This window comes from Kutzneria sp. CA-103260 (assembly GCF_018263855.1).
GTDB lineage: Bacteria > Actinomycetota > Actinomycetes > Mycobacteriales > Pseudonocardiaceae > Kutzneria.
The window spans coordinates 8,768,244-8,785,450 of record NZ_CP073318.1 but is presented as its reverse complement, the minus strand read 5'-3'; the positions used below and the strand labels follow the sequence as shown (position 1 = coordinate 8,785,450).

Below are 17,207 nucleotides of genomic sequence, written 5' to 3'. Positions count from 1 at the left end.
CACGTGAAACCATGACCGACCCATCTTCCCCGACGATCCCGTTTCACGTGAAACACGGCGGCCAACAAACACCCCGCGTCGCCGACCGGCACCCGTTCGCAGGGCATGCCACCCACCGACCGTCACTCCGACCGCTCGCCGTCACCCGGAGGAGCGGCAGTCACGCCCGTCCGATCCCGGGCACAAAAAAGCGCGGCCCGTTTCACGTGAAACGGGCCGCGCTGGTCGGGGCGTCCGACTTACTGCTCCTTGAACACCACCACGCGACGCTGGGGCTCCTCGCCCTCGCTCTCGCTGTAGGTGCCCTTCACCGCGGCCACGGCGTCGTGCACCACCTTGCGCTCGAACGGGGTCATCGGCTGGAGCCGAACCTTCTCGCCGGTGGAGAGCGCCTTCTCCGCCGCCGAGCGACCAAGCTCGCGAAGCTCGCTCCGCCGGCCCTCCCGCCACTGGGCGATGTCCAGCATCAGCCGGCTGCGCACGCCGGTCTCCTGCTGCACGGCCAACCGGGTCAGCTCCTGCAGCGCCTCCAACACGGTGCCGCGGGGACCGACCAGCTTCTCCAGTTCCTCGCCGCCGTCGATGCTCACGATCGCGCGGCCGGCCTCCACGTCCAGGTCGATGTCGCCGTCGTAGTCGAGCACGTCCAGCAGCTGCTCCAGGTAGTCACCGGCGATGTCGCCCTCCTGGACGAGCAGATCCTCGGTGCTGCCCGACGACCGCTCCTCGGTCGCGGGCTCCTGGTCGGCGTCGGCCGCCTGCAACGTCTCCGACACGTTCTCTCCTCTCCAGAACAGTTCGGCGTCAGCGACGCTTACGGCTCTGCTTCTTTCGGGCTTGGGTCGGCGCCAGGCCGGGCACCTTGGTGGCATCGCTGGTGCCGTTGACGGCGCTACCGTTGGACGGCGAGCTCGATCCGTTGGCACTCGACGACGCGCTCTTGTCCGCCGCCTTCTCGCTCGCCGGCTCCGCGGCCTTCTCGGCGGCGTCGGTGGCGTCGGCCGCGTCGCCCGGCTTCACCGGCTTGCGCACCTGCTGCATCGGCTTCTGCCCGGGCTTGGGCGCGAGGTTGTTGCGCTGCTCGACCTTCTTCGCCTTGGCCTCGGCCTCTTCCCGGTCGATCCGGTGATAGACGAAGTACTGCTGTCCGAGCGTCCAGGCGTTGTTGCTCAGCCAGTAGAAGAGCAGACCGATCTGCAGGAAGGCGCCGAAGGCGAGCACACCGAGCGGGAACAAGTAGAGGGTCAGCTTGTTCATCATCGCGGTCTGCGGGTTCGCGGTCACCGCTGCGGTCTGCCGGGCCACGTTGTGCCGGGCGGTCAGGTGCGTCGCGATGCTGGCCACGATCATCAGCGGGATCGACACCAGGATCACGTCGAGCCGGCCAACGTGCGGCACGAACGCGTTCAGCTCGTTGTCGGCCATCGCGATGTACGAGGACAGCGGGGCGCCGAACAGACGGGCCTGCAGGAAGGACTGGACGTCCTCGGTGGGGATCCAGTAGTTCGGGATCTTGATGTTCTGCTCGTAGCTGAGCCCAGGGCGGTTGAACGACCGCAGCACGTGGTTGAGGCCGATGAAGACGGGCGCCTGGAGCAGGATCGGCAGACAGCCGGCCAACGGGTTCACGCCGTGCTCGGACTGGAGTTTCTGCATCTCCGCCGCGAGCTTCTGCTTGTCGTTGGCGTACTTCTTCTGCAGCTTCTTGATCTCGGGCTGGAACTCGGCCATCTTGCGCATCGACTTGACCTGCGCGACGAACGGCTTGAACAGAATCACTCGCAGGGTGAACACCAGGAACACCACCGAGAGCGCCCAGCTGGCCGCGCCGCCGAAGGACCCGTCACCGAAGATGAAGCCGAAGACCTTGTGCCATACCCACAAGATCCCCGACACGGGGTAGTAAATGAAGTTGAGCACTGAGCTACTCCTCGGCAGCCGTGTTGGAACTGGCGCCGGCCCGCGGCTGCCGTGGCGGCACCGGGTCCAAGCCTCCAGGATGCCAGGGCCCGCAGCGCAGCAGCCGACGAATTGTCAGCCAGCTGCCACGCACCGCGCCATGGACGGTCAGCGCCTCCACCGCGTAAGCACTGCAGCTCGGGTAGAAGCGACAGCTCGGGGGGAACAGAGGGGAGATCCACCTCTGGTACACCCTGATCGGCGCCACCAGCACCTTCGCGGCCGCGGTCACGGGGCGCCGCCCGTCAGGCCGAGGCGACGCAGCGCGGCGTCCAGGTCGCGACCGAGCTCGGCGCTGGACGAGGCCGCGGCGGGCGGCAGCGCCCGGACGACGATCGCCGTGCCGGCCGGCAGCGACCCGAGCCGCTCCGCCATCTGGTGCCGCAAGCGCCGGCTCACCCCGTGGCGAACCACCGAGTTGCCGACGGCCTTGCTCACGACGAAACCCACCCTGGTCCGAGCGGGCTCGGTCCGGGTGGGCGACGTCGGTGCTGATGTGTCCGCCGAGCTCGTCAGGGCATGCATGACGAGCCGGGGTCTGCCGGCTCGGCGACCCCGGCGGACGACCAGGCCGAAGTCCTGGCTACTGGTCAGCCGGGCGGCCGCGGGGAGCACGGCGCGTCAGGGTCAGGCCGAGAGGCGGGCGCGGCCCTTGCCCCGGCGGGCAGCCAGGATCGCGCGGCCCGCGCGAGTCCGCATCCGCAGCCGGAACCCGTGGGTCTTGGCGCGACGACGGTTGTTGGGCTGGAAGGTGCGCTTTCCCTTGCTCACTTCTGGGTCTCCCGGTGCTCACTGCAAGCAGGTCTGGTGGTGTCCCCAGCCGCACTCACACGGTTACCGCACTACACGGCCGCACCGGACGAGAGTCGTGGGCGCCGGTCATGTTCCGGCGCTCATTGGCACAGGCGCGCGAAGACGCCCGCTACCAGCGGGAGACCATTCGAGAGTACGCAGCCGAGCGCCGGTTCTCAAATCGGCTGCGCAGCGCAGCCGACCAGCACCCCATCAGGCGACAGACGGGCCACTGTGGGGGAGTGACCGGCCGGTTCGGCTTGTGGCGGCTGCCACGCCTTGTTAGCGTGCTCCCCCGCGGTTTCACCTCGGGACCGGCCCGAGGCTCCCCACACGTGGCGCCGAACCGTTCGCGCGGAACCCGGACTTCGCCGCTGGCCGACCCAGTGCGAGGCGCCGATGTGTCCCGGCGTACCTTCGTGCACAGTTGTGGACAACCTGTGGACTACGTGTCCCGTTGTCCACAGCACCACCGGACGTGACGAACTGGGGTTGGAGCGCATCCGCGCGTCGACCCCGGCGTCGGCGAATCAGGCGAGGGGAGGGGAGCAGGGACGTGTCCGACGACCAGACCAACCTCGGTCAGGTATGGGACCAGGTCGTCCAGGAACTGCTCGCCGCGGGGGCCCTGTCCTCGTTGCAGCGCGCCTGGATGCGGGTGACCCGGCCGATCGGGCTGCTGGACGGCACGGTCCTGCTCGGCGCGCCGAGCGACTTCGCCAAGGAGGCGATCGAGCGCGCCCTGCGCGATCCGATCACCGCCGCGCTCTCCCGCCGGCTCGGCCGCCCGGTGTCGCTGGCCGTCAAGGTCGACACCGTCGTGCCGCGGGCCACCCCTGGTCCGCCGCCCGTGCCGACGCCCCCGCCGCTGATCACCACGCCCGCCCCGCGCCCGCCGGCCGTCGCGCCCGCGGAGCAGACCGCGCCGATGCCGGCGATCACCCTGTCCGACGACGGCGACTCGGCCGAGGACGAGGTGGACGAGGAGCGCGAGGCGCTGGCCACCGTGCACGAGATCTGGCCGACCTTCAGCGGGCCGCCGGCCGCGGCCACCCAGCCGAGCCAGGGCACCAACTCGCAGACCAGGCTGAACGAGAAGTACACCTTCGACACCTTTGTCATCGGCGCGTCCAACCGGTTCGCGCACGCAGCCGCGGTCGCGGTGGCCGAGGCGCCGGCCCGGGCGTACAACCCGCTGTTCATCTGGGGCGAGTCCGGCCTGGGCAAGACCCACCTGCTGCACGCCGTCGGGCACTACGCCCAGCGGCTGTTCCCGGGGATGCGCGTGCGCTACGTGTCCACCGAGGAGTTCACCAACGACTTCATCAACTCCCTGCGGGACGACCGCAAGATCGCCTTCCAGCGCCGCTACCGGGACATCGACGTGCTGCTCGTCGACGACATCCAGTTCCTGGAGGGCAAGGAAGGCACGCAGGAGGAGTTCTTCCACACGTTCAACACGCTGCACAACTCGAACAAGCAGATCGTGGTGTCCTCGGACCGGCCGCCCAAGCGGCTGGAGACCCTGGAGGACCGGCTGCGCACGCGGTTCGAGTGGGGCCTGATCACCGACATCCAGCCGCCCGAGCTGGAGACCCGGATCGCCATCCTGCGCAAGAAGGCCGCCCAGGACCGGCTGGCCGCGCCGGCCGAGGTGCTGGAGTTCATCGCCGCCCGCATCGAGCGCAACATCCGGGAGCTGGAGGGCGCGCTGATCCGGGTCACCGCGTTCGCCTCGCTCAACCGGCAGCCGGTGGACGTGCAGCTGGCCGAGATCGTGTTGCGGGACCTGATCCCCGACTCGCACGCCCCGGAGATCACCGCTCCGACGATCATGGCCGTGACCGCGGAGTTCTTCGGCGTCTCCATCGACGACCTGTGCGGTCCCGGCAAGACCAAGGCGCTGGCCCAGGCCCGGCAGATCTCCATGTATCTGTGCCGGGAGCTCACCGACCTGTCGCTGCCCAAGATCGGCCAGACCTTCGGCGGCCGTGACCACACCACGGTCATGCACGCCGACAAGAAGATCCGCAAGGAGATGGCCGAGCGCCGGCGGATCTACGACCAGGTGCAGGAGCTCACCTCCCGCATCAAGCAGCGCGCCCGCGCCTGACCCCGTTTCGCCCCTGAGCGGCCCCCCGATCCCGGCGGGCCGCTCTCCACTGTCCTGCCCAGGGCCGCTGACGCCCACACCTTTCTCGCCGACCACCTCGGTCGGCCGCCGGCCTCAGTGAGAAAGGTGCCACCAACTGCCCAACCTTTCTCACCGCGAGCTCGGCTCGACCAGCCACCCCAGTGAGAAAGGGCCTGCCGACATGAGTGGGTGCCCGGCCCACCGCAGCGCGGAAGCTCCGCCCCAGCGGGCGGCTGGGTGGCTCGCAAGCGCATCGGGACCACTGGGCACCGCGCCTTCTTTCTGGCCGGCCGACCGCCAGCGGCCCACAGGTCGGTGAGAAACCGCCCGCCGACTCCGCCGTACAGCCGCCACCCCTGCCGCCCGACGCACCAGCCACTCGACCGCTCGCCAAAATCTTTCTGACCGACGTGCTGGTCGCGGCCGGTGGTGGTCATCAGAAAGGTCCGGACTGCCCGGTCCCCGCACTCCATCTTTCTGGTCAGCCCCTCGGCCCAACCAGCAGCCGCCGGGGAACGGCTCCGCCCACACCCGGGTCGGCCGCACCTTTCCGAGCGGCCGCTCAGGCTCGGCCAAGCCACCTCGTGGAAAAGTCGCCGGCCGGTCCGGCCACCCGCCAAGCGAAGGGCGTTCGCCCTGGTCCGGCCCGTGTCTGCGGCGCACCCCATGGATCCACCAGCGGGCTCCGACCAGCGGAACCGCAACCGGCGGCTGGTGGCTCGGCTGGGCCAGGTCTCGGGCATAGGCGGGCTGGCCGCCACTGACCAGGGAAAACGCGTCCGACTGCTGGCTGCCTGGCGCGAACCAGGTCGCCATCCTCACGCGTGTCGAGGCACCGACCAGGGAAAACGTCGCCGCCGTCGGCCATCCACAGCCGGCCCATGTGGTCCGACCAGCGGATACGTGCCCGGCCAGCAGTTGCACGGCCCGGTCGCCGGCTGCGGCCGCGCCGGCCTGGTCCACCGGCGAACGAGCCGCCGGCCCGCCGCCCAGGCCGGACACGCCGGGAACCTTTCTGCTCGCCCCCTTGGCCGGACCGGCTGCCGCGTGGAAAAGGTGCTGGTCGCACCTGGGTCGGACGGCCGCCGCCGGCCGAGTCCAGAGTCTTATTGGGCGGGGGCCTGGGCCGGTCGGCACGGCGGTGAGAAACTCTGCGCCGGCGGCTCTGCGCCCGCCCGCCGCGCCGGCCCAATCCCGGCCGCGCCCCGGATCCGCCTGTCCACCTGGGCTGAGATCCGTGATCTTTCTGACGAGCGCCCCCGGTCGCGGCCCGGCCGCCCCCAGAAATCCGGCCGCCCGCAACCCCCGCCCGGTGAACTTTTCTGGCGAGTCGGAGGGGTCGGCGGGCCCCCGATCCCAGAAAAGTTGTCCACAGTCACCCACATCGGGGAGACCTGGGCCACTTTCACCCTGTGCAACACCTGGGGACGGACCAGCCCACATCTGGGGATGGAAGTGTGGACAACTCGACCGATCTGTGGACCGTTCGGAGCAGTCGAGAAGTTGTCCACGGGGTGCCCGAGTTGTCCACCGGTCACCCGGGGTACTTGCCCACACCCCCAGCCATCACCTGAACAGCGCAAACCCCGGTTGTCCACACAATCCACAACCCTTACTGCTGTTACTGGTGATCTCTTTGAAGAGATGAAAAGAAGAAAAACAGGGGGTGGCCGAAGCTGGGGACACCTCGCCTCGGGCGGACCTCGCGTCGAGCCGCCCCGACATGACGAAGCGACCTCGCACGCTCTACCGTTGGGCTCCCCTAGGACCCGGTCGTGTGCCGAGCCCGGACGACACGGGGACGATCACGGTCGTGCCGAAGGAAAGGACGCCCTCATGAAGATCCGCGTCGAGCGCGACGGTCTAGCCGACGCCGTGGCCTGGGTCGCACGGAGCCTGCCGTCGCGGCCGCCGGTCCCGGTCCTCGGCGGTGTCCTGCTGGACGCCGGCTCCGACGAGGGCGACACCGGCGACGCGCTGACCGTCTCCGGCTTCGACTACGAGGTCTCGGCCCAGGTGGGTGTCCCGGCGACGATCGCGGCCGGCGGCAAGACCCTGGTCTCCGGCCGGCTACTCGCCGACATCACCAAGGCGCTGCCCAACCACCCGGTGGAGATCGCCGTGGACGGGGCCCGCGTCTCGATCACGTGCGGCAGCGCCAAGTTCAGCCTGCCGACCATGCCGGTCGAGGACTACCCGGCACTGCCGGCGATGCCGCAGCGGGCGGGTGCGCTGGCCGGCGAGGTGTTCGCCGAGGCGGTCGGCCAGGTCGCGGTCGCGGCCGGCAAGGACGACACGCTGCCGATGCTCACCGGCGTCCGGGTCGAGTTCAACGGCGGCAAGCTGACCCTGGTCGCCACCGACCGGTTCCGGCTGGCCATGCGCGAGTTCGACTGGGAGCCGGCCGACGAGGTCGAGACCGCAGTGCTGGTCCCGGCCCGCAACCTGGCCGACGCGGCCAAGACGCTCGGCGGCGCCGGCTCCACGGTCGAGCTGTCGCTGGCCTCCGGCGACGGCCTGCTCGGCCTGTCCGGCACCGGGCGGCGGACCACCAGCCGACTGCTGGACGCCGAGTTCCCGAAGTACCGGCAGCTGCTGCCGGCCGAGCACAACGCCGCCGCGATCATCGAGGTGTCCTCGCTGCAGGACGCGATCAAGCGAGTGTCGCTGGTCGCCGAGCGCGGCACCCAGGTCCGGCTGGAGTTCAGCGAGGGCGGCCTGCGGCTGACCGCCGGCGGCGACGACGAGGGCAGCGCCGAGGAGGAGCTGCCGGTCGAGTTCACCGGCGACCCGGTGACCATCGCGTTCAACCCGGGATACCTGCTCGACGGCCTGGCCGCGGTGCGCACCGATCGTGCCCACTTGTCGTTCACCACACCCAGCAGGCCCGCGTTGATCAAGCCGGTGGGCGAGGATGGAAGCGTGGTGGAGGGCTACCTCTACCTGCTGATGCCGGTGCGTCTGCCCGGCTGACCAGCTGGCTGCCTGTAACACGGAGAGGACCGCGATCGTGCAGCTCGGACTCATCGGCCTTGGCAAGATGGGCTTCAACATGCGGGAGCGGTTGCGCAAGGCCGGCCACGAGGTGGTGGGCTACGACCGCAACCCGGACGTCACCGACGTCGCCAGCCTGGCCGACCTGGTCGGCGCGCTGGCGGCGCCGCGGACTGTGTGGATCATGGTTCCGGCGGGCGACCCGACCCGCCAGACCGTGCAGGAGCTGGGCGAGCTGCTGTCCGAGGGCGACCTCGTGATCGACGGCGGCAACTCGCGGTTCACCGACGACTCCGCCAACGCCACGCACCTGGACAGCAAGGGCATCGGCTACCTGGACTGCGGCGTCTCCGGCGGCGTGTGGGGTCTGGACGTCGGCTACGGCCTGATGGTCGGCGGCGACAAGAAGCACGTCGAGCAGGCGATGCCGATCTTCGACGCGCTGCGTCCGGAGGGTCCGCGCGAGGAGGGCTTCGCGCACGCCGGCCCGGTCGGCGCCGGCCACTTCTCCAAGATGGTGCACAACGGCATCGAGTACGGCCTGATGCAGGCCTACGCCGAGGGCTTCGAGCTGCTCGAGGCGTCCGAGCTGGTCACGGACGTGCCGGCGACGATCAAGGCCTGGCAGCGTGGCACCGTGGTCCGGTCCTGGCTGCTGGACCTGCTGGTCCGGGCCCTGGACTCGGACCCCGAGCTGGACGACCTGCGTGGCTACGTCGAGGACTCCGGCGAGGGCCGGTGGACCGTGGAGGAGGCGATCAACCACTCGGTGCCGGCGCCGGTGATCTCCGCCGCGCTGTTCGCCCGGTTCGCCTCCCGCCAGGACGACTCGCCGGCGATGCGCGCCGTCGCGGCGCTGCGCAACCAGTTCGGCGGCCACGCGGTCCAGAAAGCCTGATGTACGTCAGACACCTCCAGGTCGTCGACTTCCGCTCCTGGGCGCACGCCGACCTGGCGTTCGACCCCGGCGTGAGCGTGTTCGTCGGCTCCAACGGCCAGGGCAAGACCAACCTGGTCGAGGCGATCGGCTACGTGGCCACCCTGGGTTCGCACCGGGTGGCCTCGGATGCCCCGCTCGTGCGGTCCGGCAGCCCACGGGCGGTGATCCGGACCGCCGTGGTCAACGCCGGCCGCGAGCTGCTGGTCGAACTGGAGATCACGCCGGGCAAGGCCAACCGGGCGCGGATCAACCGCGGCCCGGTGCCTCGCCCGCGCGAGGTGCTGGGCATCCTGCGCACTGTGTTGTTCGCGCCGGAGGACCTGGCGCTGGTCCGCGGCGATCCCGGCGAGCGCCGCAAGTTCATGGACGACCTGCTGGTCGCGCGGGCACCTCGGTATGCCGGCATCCGCTCCGACTACGAGCGTGTGCTCAAGCAGCGCAGTGCTCTGTTGAAGTCGGCGGGTGCGGCGCGCCGGGCCGGCGGTCGTGGCGACCTCAGCACGTTGGAGGTGTGGGACGGCCACCTGGCCGCGCAGGGCGCGCAGCTGCTGGCCGGCCGGCTCGACCTGATCGACGACCTCGCGCCGCTGGTCGCGGCCAACTACGCGGGGGTCGCGCCGGAGTCGCGGCCGGTCTCCATCCGGTACCGGTCGACGTTGGGCGACGCGCTGCCGCAGCGGGAACGGGCGGATGTCGCGGAGCTGGAGGCGGCGCTGCTCACGGAGATCGCCCGGGTCCGTCCGCAGGAGGTGGAGCGGGGCGTCTGCCTGGTCGGCCCGCACCGGGACGAGTTGGAGCTGGCTCTCGGCGACAACCCGGCCAAGGGCTACGCGAGTCACGGAGAGTCATGGTCCTTCGCGCTGGCGTTGCGGCTGGGCGCGTACGACCTGCTGCGCGATGATGGGGCCGAGCCGGTGCTGGTGCTCGACGACGTGTTCGCCGAGCTGGACCGCAGGCGGCGGCAGCAGCTGGCGAAGGTGGCGGCGAACGCGGAGCAGGTGCTCGTGACCGCGGCGGTCGCCGAGGACGTGCCGGAGGAGTTGGCCGGCGCCCGGTACGAGGTCCGCGACGGCGAGGTGAACCGTGTCTGATGAGCTCGCGGGCAATCCGCCACTAGGGGTACGCATGGATGGCTCGGCGTACCCCACATCTGGGGATAAACCTGTGGATGGTGTGGATAACTCGGTGACTCGGGGGCATCGATCGCCAGCCACACCGGCCGAAAATGCGGCAAATGGAGCAAACCGGGCGGTATCTACCCCCAACCCGTCACCTGATGGTGGACAACCCGAACGAGTGAACGACCGGCTGCCCGAGGGACTGAAGGGGTCGGATCTGGCCCGTGCGGCGCTGGCCGCGGCCCGCGAGGCGTCGAAGGCCCGCAAGCCGTCGAAGCGCACGATGCCCGCGGTCAAGCGCGGCCGCCGGCGGCGCTGGTCGGGGTCCGGGGCCGACGACCGGGACCCGCAGCCGCTCGGCCGGCTGGTGTCCCGGTTGGCCATGGACCGCGGCTGGAGCGATCAGCTCTCCGGCGGCCAGGTGTTCGCCAAGTGGCCGCACCTGGTCGGCGCCGAGGTGGCCCAGCACGCGAAGCCGGTGACGTTGCGTGAGGGGGAGCTGGTGGTGCAGGCCGAGTCGACGGCCTGGGCGACCCAGCTCCGGCTGCTCCAGCGCCAGCTGCTGCAGCAGATCGCCAAGGGCGTCGGCCCGAACGTGGTCAAGCGGCTCAAGGTGCAGGGCCCGTCGGCCCCCAACTGGCGATTCGGCCCGCTACATGCCCCAGGTCGCGGACCACGCGACACCTACGGCTGACACACCATGTTTCACGGGAAACACGGCAGCGGGGAAATCACGGCTCACGGAGACGAACGTAGCCGGACCGAGTGACATCCGCAGCCCCGCGGACCTTCGTTCACTCACTTCCGGGCTTCTGTGACGTTCTCAGGCGGGTCCTAGCGGCCTTTTCGGCAGGCTCTCCCGGTATACTTTCGGGAGGATGTGAGCACGGCAGCGCTGGACGGTCGTCCGCGCAGGCTCGCAAACCAGTCCTGCGTGGCGTCCCAGAGGGAGACAGCAAAACTCGTGGCTGCCAACACCAACGCTGAGTACAGCGCCAAGTCCATCACCGTCCTCGAGGGTCTCGAGGCGGTCCGCAAGCGGCCGGGCATGTACATCGGCTCCACCGGCGAGCGCGGCCTGCACCACCTCATCTGGGAGGTCGTCGACAACTCGGTCGACGAGGCCATGGCCGGCTACGCCACCAAGGTCGTGCTGGTGCTGCGGGCCGACGGCGGCATCGAGTGCATCGACGACGGCCGTGGCATCCCGGTCGACGAGCACCCGGTGGAGAAGAAGCCGGCCGTCGAGCTGGTGCTGACCACGCTGCACGCCGGCGGCAAGTTCGACAGCGACTCCTACGCGGTCTCCGGCGGTCTGCACGGCGTCGGCGTCTCCGTGGTCAACGCGCTGGCCACCCGGCTCGAGGTGAAGATCAAGCGCGACGGCTTCGTGTGGACCCAGTCCTATCTGAACTCGGTGCCGACCGGCCCGCTGAACAAGGGCGAGGCGACCACCGAGACCGGCACCACCATCACCTACTGGGCCGACCCGGAGATCTTCGAGACCACCGAGTACAACCTGGAGACGGTGGCCCGCCGCCTGCAGGAGATGGCCTTCCTGAACAAGGGCCTGACCATCGTGCTGCGCGACGAGCGGGTCTCCGAGGAGGAGGCCGAGGCCGACGCGGACGGCCAGGTGGCGCGGGTCAAGGAGCAGACCTTCCACTACCCGGGCGGTCTCGAGGACTTCGTCCGGCACATCAACCGGTCCCGCGAGGCGCTGCACGAGAAGGTCGTGGCCTTCGACGCCAAGGGCGACGACCTCGAGGTCGAGATCGCCATGCAGTGGAACACCGGCTACTCGGAGTCGGTCTACACCTTCGCCAACACGATCAACACCCACGAGGGCGGCACCCACGAGGAGGGCTTCCGAGCCGCGCTCACCCGAGTGGTGAACGAGTACGCCAAGGACAAGAAGCTGGTCAAGGAGAAGGACGGCAACCTCTCCGGCGAGGACATTCGCGAGGGCCTGGCCGCCATCGTCTCGGTCAAGCTCAAGGAGCCCCAGTTCGAGGGCCAGACCAAGACCAAGCTCGGCAACACCTCGGCCAAGTCCTTCGTGCAGAAGGCCTGCAACGAGTGGATCGCCGACTGGTTCGACCGGCACCCGGCCGAGGCCAAGATCATCATCAACAAGGCGGTGTCCTCGGCGCAGGCCCGGCTGGCCGCCCGCAAGGCCCGCGAGCTGGTCCGCCGCAAGGGCGCGCTGGACATCGGCGGCCTGCCCGGCAAGCTCAAGGACTGCCGGTCCACCGACCCGGAAGAGTGCGAGATCTACATCGTCGAGGGTGACTCGGCGGGCGGCTCGGCCAAGGAGGGCCGGGACTCCATGTACCAGGCGATCCTGCCGATCCGGGGCAAGATCATCAACGTGGAGAAGGCGCGCATCGACCGTGTGCTGAAGAACACCGAGGTGCAGAGCATGATCACTGCCTTCGGCACCGGCATCCACGACGACTTCGACCTGACCAAGCTCAAGTACCACAAGATCGTGCTGATGGCCGACGCCGACGTCGACGGCCAGCACATTCGGACCCTGCTGCTCACGCTGCTGTTCCGGTTCATGCGGCCGCTCATCGAGCACGGGCACGTCTACCTGGCCCAGCCGCCGCTCTACAAGATCAAGTGGCAGCGCGGCGTGGAGCCGGAGTACGCCTACTCCGACCGCGAGCGCGACGGCCTGATCGAGGCCGGGCTGGCCGCCGGCAAGAGGATCGGCAAGGACGACAGCGTCCAGCGCTACAAGGGCCTCGGCGAGATGAACGCCCAGGAGCTGTGGGAGACCACCATGGACCCGGGCAACCGCGTGCTGCTCCAGGTCACCATGGACGACGCGGCCACCGCCGACGAGCTGTTCAGCGTGCTGATGGGCGAGGACGTCGAGGCCCGGCGGTCCTTCATCACCCGCAACGCCAAGGACGTCAAGTTCCTCGACGTGTGACGTCCCGGCCCCACCGCCTCCTCCTCGCCTTGTGTGAAAGGAACTCCCAGTCGTGACCGAAACCTTGCCGCCCGACAACCACGGGCGGACCGAGCCGGTCGACATCCAGCAGGAGATGCAGAACTCCTACATCGCGTACGCGATGAGCGTGATCGTCGGTCGCGCGCTGCCCAACGTGTACGACGGCCTCAAGCCGGTGCACGTGCGGGTGCTGTACTCGATGTACGACTCGGGCTTCCGGCCGGACCGCGGCTACAACAAGTGCGCCCGCGTCGTCGGCGACGTGATGGGCAACTACCACCCGCACGGCGACTCGTCGATCTACGACGCGCTGGTGCGCCTGGCCCAGCCGTGGGCGTTGCGCTACCCGCTGGTCGACGGCCAGGGCAACTTCGGCTCGCCCGGCAACGACCCGGCCGCCGCCATGCGGTACACCGAGTGCCGGCTCACCCCGTTGGCCATGCACATGCTGCAGGACATCGAGGAAGAGACCGTCGACTTCCGGGACAACTACGACGGTCGCATCCAGGAGCCGATCGTCCTGCCCTCCCGGGTGCCCAACCTGCTGATCAACGGCAGCGCCGGCATCGCGGTCGGCATGGCCACCAACATCCCGCCGCACAACCTGCGCGAGGTCGCGGACGCGGTGGTGTGGGCGCTGGAGAACCCGGACGCGCCGGACGAGGAGACGCTGGAAGCGGTGATGGCCCGGATCAAGGGCCCCGACTTCCCGACCCACGGCCTGATCCTGGGCACCCGCGGCATCGAGGACGCCTACCGCACCGGCCGCGGCTCGGTGCGCATGCGCGCCGTCGTCGAGGTGGAGGAGGACAGCAAGGGGCGCGTCATCCTGGTCGCCACCGAGCTGCCCTTCCAGGTCAACCCGGACAACCTGGTGGAGAACATCGCCACCCTGGTCCGTGACGGCAAGCTCACCGGCATCGCCAACATCGCCGACGAGTCCAACAGCCGGACCGGCATGCGCATCGTCGTCACGCTCAAACGGGACGCGGTGGCCAAGGTCGTGCTGAACAACCTCTACAAGCACACCCAGCTGCAGTACACGTTCGGCGTGAACATGGTGTCCCTGGTCGACGGCGTGCCGCGCACGCTGCGCCTGGACCAGATGATCCGGCTCTACGTGAAGCACCAGATCGAGGTCATCGTCCGGCGGACCCGGTTCCGGCTGCGCAAGGCCGAGGAACGGGCCCACATCCTGCGCGGCCTGGTCAAGGCGCTGGACCAGCTGGACGCGGTGATCGCGTTGATCCGCCGGTCACCCACCGTCGAGGACGCCCGGGTCGGCCTGATCGAGCTGCTCACCGTCGACGAGATCCAGGCCAACGCCATCCTCGAGATGCAGCTGCGCCGGCTGGCCGCCCTGGAGCGGCAGAAGATCGTCGACCAGCTGGCCGAGATCGAGATCGAGATCGCTGACCTGCAGGACATCCTGGCCAAGCCGGAGCGGCAGCGCGCCATCGTCCGCGACGAGCTGATGGAGATCGTCGGCAAGTACGGCGACGACCGGCGCACCCGGATCCTGCCGTTCGACGGCGAGGTCTCCATGGAGGACCTCATCGCCGTCGAGGACGTGGTTGTCACGATCACTCGAACGGGTTATGCGAAGCGGACGAAGACCGACCTGTACCGCTCGCAGAAGCGCGGCGGCAAGGGCGTCCAGGGTGCGGCGCTGAAGCAGGACGACATCATCGCCCACTTCTTCGTCTGCTCCACCCACGACTGGATCCTGTTCTTCACCAACATGGGCCGGGTCTACCGGGCCAAGGCGTACGAGCTGCCCGAGGCCAACCGCAACGCCCGCGGCCAGCACGTGGCCAACCTGTTGGCGTTCCAGCCGGGCGAGGAGATCGCCCAGGTCATCGAGATCCCCAACTACGAGGTCGCGCCCTACCTGGTGCTGGCCACCAAGACCGGCCTGGTCAAGAAGTCGCGCCTGGCCGACTTCGACTCCAACCGGTCCGGCGGCCTGATCGGCATCAACCTCAAGGAGGACGACGAGCTGGTCGGCGCCGTGCTCTGCGCGGCCGAGGACGACCTGCTGCTGGTCTCCGCCGACGGGCAGTCGATCCGGTTCCACGCCACCGACGAGACGCTGCGGCCGATGGGCCGGGCCACCTCCGGCGTGCTGGGCATGCGCTTCAACTCCGGCGACGAGCTGCTGTCGATGGGCGTCGTGCAGCCGGACAAGTTCGTGCTTGTCGCCACCGATGGTGGGTACGCCAAGAGGACGCCGATCGACGACTATCCGATCCAGGGTCGCGGCGGCAAGGGCGTGCTGACCATCCAGTACGACCGAAAGCGTGGCAGGCTGGTCGGTGCGCTGATCGTCGACGAGGACGACGAGTTGTACGCCATCACGTCATCTGGTGGAGTGATTCGCACCAGCGTCGAACAGGTGCGCAAGGCTGGCCGGCAGACGAAGGGGGTGCGGCTGATGAACCTCGACGAAGGGGGCACCCTGATGGGTGTCGCACGCAACGCCGACGAGCCCACGGACGTCTCCGAAGAGGACGACCAGACCTCCGCACCGGACGTGGCCGAGTAGGCAGCGCCACCGGGAAGACAACGACAAGCTGACTGAGGACCTCTCGTGACAACTCCGGAGAACCCGGAACAGCCGGACGCCAAGACCGAGCACGACCAGGTCGAGAAGAAGTCGGTCGCGACCGAGGAAGCCCCGGCCCAGCCGGCGCAGCCCGCGGCCGCGGCCGCGCCGGCGACCAACGGCGCCGCCAGTCACGAGCAGGAAACCGCCAAGTTCCGTGCCGGGGACGCCGCCGCGGCCGAGCCGGCGGCCTCCTCGGCGCCGCCGCCCTGGCAGCGGGTCACCGCCGACACGGCGGCGGCCGCCGCGAGCACCACCATCGCGTCCACCGCGTACGAGCACGAACCGGTCGACACCAGCTCGCAGGCCACCACCAACTTCCGGCCGGTCGCACCGTCCGTGCCGCCCGCGCCGGTCGCCAGCCCGCTGGACTCGCCCACCGTGTCCACCCGGACCTCGGTCAACCTCGGCGGCCCCACCGCCACCCCGCCTCGAGGCACCGCCGCGCCCACCGCGCTGCGCCGCCCCGGCCGGGGACCGCGGCGGGCCAGCCTCCAGATCAAGCGCGTCGACCCGTGGTCGGTGCTCAAACTGGCGCTGGTGCTCGGCTTCGCCATGTTCCTGGTCTGGATGGTCGCCGTCGGCGTGCTGTACAGCGTGCTCGGTGGCATGAACGTGTGGACCAAGCTCAACGGCACCTACAACGACCTCGTGCAGGGCGGCGACAACAGCGGCGGCGACCTGATCAGCGCCGGCCGCGTCTTCGGCGTCGCCGCCGTCGTCGGACTCGTGAACGTGATCCTGTTCACGGCGATGGCCACCGTCAGCTCCTTCATCTACAACGTGTGCGCTGACCTGGCCGGAGGCGTCGAGGTGACCCTCTCCGAGCGGGAGTAGACCCGGTTTGGATCAGGGGAGAGGAGTGCGGTAATCTCTTCTCCCGTAAGGGCCCATAGCTCAGGCGGTTAGAGCGCTTCGCTGATAACGAAGAGGTCGGAGGTTCAAGTCCTCCTGGGCCCACCGAACCGATTGGGTGAGGTGTGCCTGGAAGCTTCGCTTCCAGGCATTTATCGTTTCTGGCTTCTTGTGGGGCTCGCGCCCCATGCCCCCAGGCATGGGCGGGCTCCGCCCCCCTGCACCCCCGCTCCGATGTGACAGCGACAGTGGGGCCGAGGGTGAGCCGGCGGCGGGAGTCATCCCAGCGGGGCGACGTGTATGTTGGGACTACCTGTCCTGTCTTATGGGGTGGCAAGCGCCAAGGAGGCGACCAGACGTGAAGAAGCTCATCGCGCTCGTGGCTGTGGCCGGGGTCGTGCTGTTCATCGTGCGGAAGCAGCGCTCCGCCAAGGCCGAGGCCGACCTGTGGCGCGAGGCTACGGCTCCGACCGACTGAGGTTGGACGATCATCGGGGTAGCGCGGTCTGAGCCCGCGGGCCCCTCGGGGACATAGCTCAATTGGCAGAGCACCGCCTTTGCAAGGCGGGGGTTAGGGGTTCGATTCCCCTTGTCTCCACTCGCTCGTGGCGAGCTGTGCTGGACGCTTCGCGTCCTAGCCTCGCTCGCTCGTCATCACACTGGGGCTCTCGCCCCAGACCCCAAGGCAGGGCGGGCTTCGCCCCCCTGCACCCCCGTTCGGGCTCGGCTCGCTGCGCTCGCCATCGCCTGTCGATCAGGCTTCGCTTCGCTCGCCCCCGGGGTAGGCCGGTTGGTGTCTTGTTGGGGGGAAGCGGTGGAACTAGCGTCTGGTCGCGCGTGACTTTGTG

General features: G+C 69.4%; 13 protein-coding genes, 2 tRNA genes and 1 pseudogene. 11 read left to right on the top strand and 5 right to left on the bottom strand.

The genetic code is table 11. The features are described from left to right. Nucleotides 1-239: 239 nt before the first annotated feature. The 5 genes from JJ691_RS38860 to rpmH are packed head-to-tail and all read right to left on the bottom strand — an operon-like array spanning nt 240 to nt 2,730. On the bottom strand, nt 240-776 hold the full coding sequence (locus tag JJ691_RS38860; protein WP_211764483.1) for a Jag family protein: 537 nt from the start codon (nt 774-776) through the stop codon (nt 240-242). Nucleotides 777-804: 28 nt separating this feature from the next. Then, nucleotides 805-1,920, bottom strand: a complete 1,116-nt coding sequence (yidC, locus tag JJ691_RS38855) for a membrane protein insertase YidC (RefSeq protein WP_211764482.1) — start codon at nt 1,918-1,920, stop codon at nt 805-807. A gap of 4 nt (nt 1,921-1,924) precedes the next feature. Beyond that, nucleotides 1,925-2,167 carry a membrane protein insertion efficiency factor YidD gene (gene yidD / locus JJ691_RS38850; protein ID WP_442912508.1) on the bottom strand — a complete coding sequence of 81 codons (243 nt, stop codon included), beginning with the start codon at nt 2,165-2,167 and terminating at the stop codon, nt 1,925-1,927. A 20-nt stretch (nt 2,168-2,187) separates the two neighbouring features. Then, the gene (gene rnpA / locus JJ691_RS38845) at nt 2,188-2,574 is read right to left on the bottom strand and encodes a ribonuclease P protein component (protein WP_211764481.1); all 387 of its coding nucleotides are present in this window, start codon (nt 2,572-2,574) and stop codon (nt 2,188-2,190) included. Between the two features lie 12 nt (nt 2,575-2,586). Beyond that, nucleotides 2,587-2,730 (bottom strand): 50S ribosomal protein L34, encoded by a 144-nt coding sequence (gene rpmH, locus JJ691_RS38840; RefSeq protein ID WP_084579815.1) that lies wholly within the window; start codon nt 2,728-2,730, stop codon nt 2,587-2,589. Between the two features lie 577 nt (nt 2,731-3,307). Between rpmH and dnaA the strand changes: the two genes are divergently transcribed. From dnaA to JJ691_RS38785, 11 genes and pseudogenes are all read left to right on the top strand, one after another. Then, a complete protein-coding gene (gene dnaA / locus JJ691_RS38835) occupies nt 3,308-4,864 on the top strand; it encodes a chromosomal replication initiator protein DnaA (protein ID WP_211764480.1) in 1,557 nt (518 codons plus the stop codon). A 1,857-nt stretch (nt 4,865-6,721) separates the two neighbouring features. Further along, nucleotides 6,722-7,858 carry a DNA polymerase III subunit beta gene (gene dnaN / locus JJ691_RS38830; protein WP_211764479.1) on the top strand — a complete coding sequence of 379 codons (1,137 nt, stop codon included), beginning with the start codon at nt 6,722-6,724 and terminating at the stop codon, nt 7,856-7,858. Nucleotides 7,859-7,892: 34 nt separating this feature from the next. Beyond that, nucleotides 7,893-8,777 (top strand): phosphogluconate dehydrogenase (NAD(+)-dependent, decarboxylating), encoded by an 885-nt coding sequence (gnd, locus tag JJ691_RS38825; protein WP_211771983.1) that lies wholly within the window; start codon nt 7,893-7,895, stop codon nt 8,775-8,777. Further along, nucleotides 8,777-9,910, top strand: a complete 1,134-nt coding sequence (gene recF / locus JJ691_RS38820) for a DNA replication/repair protein RecF (RefSeq protein ID WP_211764478.1) — start codon at nt 8,777-8,779, stop codon at nt 9,908-9,910. The genes gnd and recF overlap by 1 nt, the downstream gene beginning before the upstream one ends. A 205-nt stretch (nt 9,911-10,115) precedes the next feature. Beyond that, nucleotides 10,116-10,631, top strand: a complete 516-nt coding sequence (locus JJ691_RS38815) for a DUF721 domain-containing protein (protein WP_249227286.1) — start codon at nt 10,116-10,118, stop codon at nt 10,629-10,631. A gap of 270 nt (nt 10,632-10,901) precedes the next feature. Further along, on the top strand, nt 10,902-12,878 hold the full coding sequence (gyrB, locus tag JJ691_RS38810; protein ID WP_211764477.1) for a DNA topoisomerase (ATP-hydrolyzing) subunit B: 1,977 nt from the start codon (nt 10,902-10,904) through the stop codon (nt 12,876-12,878). A gap of 52 nt (nt 12,879-12,930) precedes the next feature. After that, nucleotides 12,931-15,444 carry a DNA gyrase subunit A gene (gyrA, locus tag JJ691_RS38805; RefSeq protein ID WP_211764476.1) on the top strand — a complete coding sequence of 838 codons (2,514 nt, stop codon included), beginning with the start codon at nt 12,931-12,933 and terminating at the stop codon, nt 15,442-15,444. A gap of 45 nt (nt 15,445-15,489) precedes the next feature. Next, complete coding sequence (locus JJ691_RS38800; RefSeq protein WP_211764475.1) at nt 15,490-16,341, top strand: DUF3566 domain-containing protein; 852 nt, start codon at nt 15,490-15,492, stop codon at nt 16,339-16,341. 49 nt (nt 16,342-16,390) lie between these two features. Beyond that, nucleotides 16,391-16,464 (top strand) — tRNA-Ile (locus JJ691_RS38795). A 253-nt stretch (nt 16,465-16,717) separates the two neighbouring features. Next, a pseudogene (locus JJ691_RS38790) lies at nt 16,718-16,834 on the top strand (DLW-39 family protein); the annotation flags it as partial. Nucleotides 16,835-16,884: 50 nt separating this feature from the next. Next, a tRNA-Ala gene (locus JJ691_RS38785) sits at nt 16,885-16,957 on the top strand. The last annotated feature ends 250 nt before the right edge of the window (nt 16,958-17,207 follow it).

Bases quoted from the DNA above. Each gene is read 5' to 3' on its own strand.
- dnaN (WP_211764479.1), top strand. From the start codon at position 6,722: ATGAAGATCCGCGTCGAGCGCGACGGTCTAGCCGACGCCGTGGCCTGG.
- recF (WP_211764478.1), top strand. From the start codon at position 8,777: ATGTACGTCAGACACCTCCAGGTCGTCGACTTCCGCTCCTGGGCGCAC.